The organism is Pedobacter borealis DSM 19626 (assembly GCF_000708285.2).
Classification (GTDB): Bacteria; Bacteroidota; Bacteroidia; order Sphingobacteriales; family Sphingobacteriaceae; genus Pedobacter; species Pedobacter borealis.
The window spans coordinates 1-5,467 of sequence record NZ_JAUG01000154.1 but is presented as its reverse complement, the minus strand read 5'-3'; the positions used below and the strand labels follow the sequence as shown (position 1 = coordinate 5,467).

Sequence of the window (5,467 nt, the reverse complement as noted above, 5' to 3'; positions counted from 1 at the left end):
GCGCATTAAGATTGCTTCGTGCCTCGCAATGACGACCTTTCTATGGAGGTCTGTCAATGGTAGCCTGTCGAAGGACCTGTTTAAATATATCGAAGGGCGTTTCGACAAGCTCTCCGTAGGAGTCCTTTGGACAACATGACAAATTCGAATGGAATTACAAATATGATACAGCCTAATGACGATCGCATTAAGAAAAGAAGCCAAAAACTGGTCACTACATAATGTTAATCGGGGCTACTGTTGGCAAGATGAAAAGTAGTTAAACGATAGCATCTTAATACCTGAGTTAACCGTTCGTTATCGGACAGATTTGTGCGATTTTGAACAGTTATTTGTTTTTTAATATATTAATTTATTGATATTCAGTTGGTTGGTGTTTGTTTAACGCCTTGGCATAAGATTAGCTTAAGGCTAAAGCGTTGAAAATGTAAAACCTTTTTCACTAAAATAAGCCAATACTTTGGGAAGTGCGTAAGATAAACGGTCGAATGCTTTTAAACTGTCATGAAATACAATTATAGAGCCATTTCCGGTATGTTTAATCACATTTCGATAACATTTTTCGGGCGAAAGCTTAATGTCGAAATCGCCGCTGAGTACATCCCACATTATGATGTTCAGCCCTGAGTCGATAGTCTTTAGTCCTAATTCAGATTGTTGATTTTGGAATATGGACTTCGGACTTCGGACTACGGACTTCAGACTTTTAATCTGGCTCTTCCTAATCCTTCCGTAAGGTGGGCGGAAAAGATCGGTTTGTGTAAGTTCCTGGCATTTTAGTGTATTTTGAAGGTAGGTTTCATTATCGGTTTTCCAGCCTTTTAAATGATTGAAAGTATGGTTGCCAATGGCATGTCCGTCGTTTTTTACACGTTCAAAAACTTCGGGGTGTTTTACAATATTATCGCCAATGCAAAAAAATGTAGCTTTAGCATTAAAGACTTTTAAAGTTTTTAATACAAAATCTGTAACATTGGGTATGGGTCCATCGTCAAAGGTCAAATAAATAACTTTTTCGGTGCGGGATTTATTCCATAATAGTGATGGATAATACCATTTTAGCAGAAGCGGTGATTTGATCAGGTACATTTTAGCTACAAAGTTACTAAATGCCTGTACAGATTGAAATTATTAAAGTTGTTTATATAGATTTGAAACAAATTATGAAGATGTTTACCAAGAATAAGTTAATTACCGGATCTGCGTTATTAGTAGCATTAAGTTTTAGTCAGAAAATTAAGGCTCAAGAAGTTATCAGCATTCAACAGGCAGTTGAAAACACATTAAAAAACAATTTAAATATTAAACAAGCCGCTTTTAGTGCTTCTTTAAGTGAAGAAACTGTTCGTCAATCTAAAAATGCACTCTTACCTACTTTAAATGGTACCATTAACCAGTCGATGCAATGGGGTAGAAGTCAACAGGTTTCAGGTTTATTCGAAAACACTCAAAATTATAATTTAACTCCAAACGTAAGTACGAATGTTTCGCTTTTTGGAGGTGGTACTAAACTCAACCAGATCAGACAAAACAAAATTTTACTGGCCGCTAACGAAACCAATGTAGAAAAGGTAAAGAACGATCTGATTCTTCAGGTGGTTACGGCTTATCTTCAGGTGTTAAATAATGAAGATCAGGTAAAGGCTACAAAGCAACAATTGGATGTAGCCAATTCTACTTTAAAAAGGGAGCAAGCACTTTTAGATGTTGGAAATAAAACCCTGGCCGATATATCTCAGGCAAAATCGCAGGCAGCCACAGCAGAGCTTAATTTAACAAATGCTCAAAACCAGCTAACCATATCTTATTTAACTTTAGGCCAATTGATGGAGATTCAACCTCCAATGACTTTTAAGGTTCAGCCTCCTTTGGTTAATGAGATGGGGAATATTCAAACCACTTATGTACCTACTGATATCTATAACCAGGCTTTAGCCACATTCCCTGATATTAAATTAGCGGAATTAAACAGTAAAGCAGCCGAAAAAGGTATTGCTGTAGCTAAGGGGGGATTCTTTCCTCAGATTAGTTTAGGAGCTGGTTTAGGATCGGCTTATTACTATCGGTTTAATTCGAGTTTTCCGATATCGAAATTTACCGATCAATTATCTGATAACTTTGGTCAGTATGTGAGTATGGGAATTTCCGTTCCGATTTTTAATGGTTTTACAACAAGATCATCGGTAAGGAAAGCGAAAATTAACTGGATGCAGCGCAAAACTGATGAGCAGCTATCAAAAAACAATTTGATCAAAGTAATCAATCAGGCAGTTGCCGATCTTAGTGCCGCACAAAGTAGATACTCTTCTACCCAAAATGCTTTTCAGGCGCAGAAAGATGCTTTTTATGTAATCGATCAACGTTACAATGTAGGTTTGGTAAACTCACTGGATTACAGTACTGCTCAAACCAATAGAAACAAAGCCGAAATAGATTTTATCTTAGCAAAATACGATTTACTGTTCAGGGCTAAAGTAATTGATTATTATTTGGGTAAACAGATCACATTTTAAGATTAAAAGCTGAAAAAATAAAAAAGAAGCTTTGGTTTTATACCATAACAACGTTTTAACTTTAAAACATTACAACATAATACAACAAACGAAATACAATCAATAAATTATGAAACTGAAGCACATTATTATTACCGTAGTTGCTATCATAGCTCTCCTAGTTATACTAAAGCTGACTGGAGTTATAGGCGGGAACAAAACCGAAAAAGTAACTACAGAAAAAGCATCAGATAAAACTGTTGTTGAAACAGTTACTGCAAGTGGTAAAATTCAACCAGAAACTGAGGTTAAATTAAGTTCTGAAGTATCGGGAGAGGTGGTAGAATTAAAGGTAAAAGAAGGTGATATTGTTAAAGCAGGCCAATTGCTTTGTAAAGTACGTCCGGATGTTTTGCAATCGGGCTATGAAAGAACCGTAGCTAGTTTTAATGCCCAAAAGTCAAGTGTTGCAGCTGCGCAACAACAATTGGCTCAAAACCAGGCCAATTTCGTAAACGCAGACGCAACCTACAAACGTAATGTTGAGCTTTTTAATAAAAAAGTAATCTCAGCTTCAGAGTTCGATGCAGCAAAGGCTGCTTTTTTAACAGCAAAAGCCAATTTGGCCAGTGCAAAAGAAAATGTAACCGGTGCTAGATTTACTTTACAGCAAACAGGGGCAAATGTTAAAGAAGCAGGTGCAAACTTAGCTAAAACCACAATTTATGCGCCGGTTGATGGGGTGGTTTCAAAATTGTCAATCGAATTGGGAGATCGTATTTTAGGAACTTCGCAAATGGCAGGTACAGAAATTATGCGTATCTCTAACCTATCATCAATGGAAGTTAATGTTGATGTTAACGAAAACGATATTACCCGTGTTAAAGTTGGTGATAAAGCTTCGATTGAGGTTGATGCTTTTTCTGATAAAAAATTTAGAGGCGAGGTAACCGAAATTGCAAGTTCATCAACAGCAGTGGGTACTGCAGTAGCTACTTCAGTAGATCAGGTAACTAACTTCTCGGTAAAAATTAGAATTACAGAAGAATTGGCGGGTAAACAACAATCTATATTCCGCCCGGGCATGTCGGCCACGGTTGATATCGAAAGCGAATCGTTAACTGGTTTGGCTATTCCAATCCAGGCGGTATTTACTGATAACGGTAAATCTGGCGATGCTGGTCAAAAGCAGGGTAACCAGGAAAACACCGATAAGCAGAAATCTAAATTAACCGATAAAAAAGTGAAGCAATATATTTATGCTTACGATGCTAAAACTAAAAAGGTTAAAAAGACAGAGGTAACCACAGGGATCCAAAATGACCAGTTTATTATCGTGAAATCTGGTGTTAAAACTGGCCAGGAAATTGTTACCGGTCCTTATTCTGCCATCCAAAACAAATTAAAAGACGGAATGATTGTAGAAAAAACATCTAAAGACCAATTGTTTAGCAAAGACGCTAAGAAGTAGCCTTTTTAGGCGTAAGGTTAAAGGTGTGAGGTGTAGGGGCTTGCCTATTCACCTCACACTTTTTATCGTAAATATCTACAAGAAATAGTAACTTGCGAGCTTGAGACGTAAGGTTTTGGATGTGGGATATGGTTCTTCTGCCTAAACTTTACATCTTTTACCTTGAGCTTTAGTACATAGGAACATAATAACCTTATGCCTTTTACCTTAAGCCTTATACCTCTTTAAAACATGGTACCTAAAATAGCAATGATTGGGGGCGGGAGCTGGGCTACTGCCATTGTTAAAATGCTTGCAGATAATTTATCTGAAAAGGAAATTTTTTGGTGGATGCGCAACGAGGCAGCCATAGCGCACATTAAAAAATTTAAACATAACCCTAATTATATTAGTTCTGTTGAGATTAAACTTACTCAGGAAGACCATATCTCTTCAGATATCAACTCCATCATAAAATCTGCCGAATTTGTAATTCTAAACGTTCCGGCAGCATTTTTAAAAGACACTTTAACTTCCATCACCGCTGAAGATTTAAAGGGCAAAAAAATCATTTCAGCCATAAAAGGCATAGTACCCGAAGATAATCTGATTATCGGCGAATTTTTGCACGAAAATTATAATATCCCATACGATGATATTTTAGTGGTTAGCGGACCATGCCATGCCGAAGAAGTAGCTTTAGAAAAATTATCATACCTAACCATAGCCTGTACCGATGTAGAAAAGGCATCAACATTCGCTTCATTTTTAAATACCCGTTACATTAAAACAAACGTATCAGACGATATTTTCGGGACGGAATATGCTGCGGTTTTAAAAAATATTTATGCCGTAGCCAGCGGTATTTGTCATGGCATAGGTTATGGCGATAACTTTCAGGCCGTGTTGATCAGCAATGCCATCCGTGAGATTAAACGTTTTGTTGATGCCGTTCACCCCATCAATAGGGATATTATGGAGTCGGCATATCTTGGCGATTTGTTGGTTACGGCCTATTCGCAGTTCAGCCGCAACCGTACGTTTGGTAACATGGTAGGCAAAGGTTACACCGTAAAATCTGCCCAATTGGAGATGAATATGGTTGCAGAAGGTTATTATGCAGTTAAATGTATGCATATTAAAAATCAGGCGTACAATGTAGATATGCCAATTTGCAAGGCGGTGCACAGTATTATTTATGAAAACCGTTCACCGCATATCGAAATGAAATTGCTGGCAGAGAAATTAAATTAATGTCACCCTGAAGGATATTTATTTCATAAAAATTAATATAAATTACAGGAGAATTTAAAGAGGTGAGTCAATTAGAAGTATCGTCATTTCGATCCCGATTCATCCTATCGTGTGGACACATCTTTATATGTGTCCCATCCTTCTTTTGCTGCTCTAAAATACCTTAGTCCGATCCATAGGGTTGTTATTCCTGGTGTCCGCTTGCTTTCATAACCTTTCCAACCTCCCAATCTTGCCAGTACCCATACATATCTTTTCAAATCTCTTGACT

Annotated in this window: 4 protein-coding genes; 3 read left to right on the top strand and 1 reads right to left on the bottom strand. The window is 37.2% G+C overall.

Annotation, left to right across the window (positions count from 1 at the left end; translation table 11 throughout):
- Positions 1-411 precede the first annotated feature (411 nt).
- A complete protein-coding gene (locus AW17_RS22830) occupies positions 412-1,089 on the bottom strand; it encodes a polysaccharide deacetylase family protein (protein WP_029280548.1) in 678 nt (225 codons plus the stop codon).
- Positions 1,090-1,109: 20 nt separating this feature from the next.
- On the opposite strand from AW17_RS22830, the gene AW17_RS22825 reads away from it, so the two are divergent.
- The 3 genes from AW17_RS22825 to AW17_RS22815 all read left to right on the top strand — a co-directional run bounded on the left by AW17_RS22825 (position 1,110) and on the right by AW17_RS22815 (position 5,196).
- Positions 1,110-2,513, top strand: coding sequence for a TolC family protein (locus AW17_RS22825; RefSeq protein WP_245235132.1), 1,404 nt, complete (start codon positions 1,110-1,112; stop codon positions 2,511-2,513).
- Between the two features lie 109 nt (positions 2,514-2,622).
- Positions 2,623-3,963: an efflux RND transporter periplasmic adaptor subunit gene (locus AW17_RS22820; RefSeq protein ID WP_029280544.1), complete on the top strand. Its 1,341-nt coding sequence runs from the start codon at positions 2,623-2,625 to the stop codon at positions 3,961-3,963.
- A gap of 231 nt (positions 3,964-4,194) precedes the next feature.
- On the top strand, positions 4,195-5,196 hold the full coding sequence (locus AW17_RS22815; RefSeq protein ID WP_029280542.1) for an NAD(P)H-dependent glycerol-3-phosphate dehydrogenase: 1,002 nt from the start codon (positions 4,195-4,197) through the stop codon (positions 5,194-5,196).
- The last annotated feature ends 271 nt before the right edge of the window (positions 5,197-5,467 follow it).

Bases quoted from the DNA above. Each gene is read 5' to 3' on its own strand.
- AW17_RS22820 (WP_029280544.1), top strand. From the start codon at position 2,623: ATGAAACTGAAGCACATTATTATTACCGTAGTTGCTATCATAGCTCTC.
- AW17_RS22825 (WP_245235132.1), top strand. From the start codon at position 1,110: ATGCCTGTACAGATTGAAATTATTAAAGTTGTTTATATAGATTTGAAA.
- AW17_RS22830 (WP_029280548.1), bottom strand. From the start codon at position 1,089: ATGTACCTGATCAAATCACCGCTTCTGCTAAAATGGTATTATCCATCA.
- AW17_RS22815 (WP_029280542.1), top strand. From the start codon at position 4,195: ATGGTACCTAAAATAGCAATGATTGGGGGCGGGAGCTGGGCTACTGCC.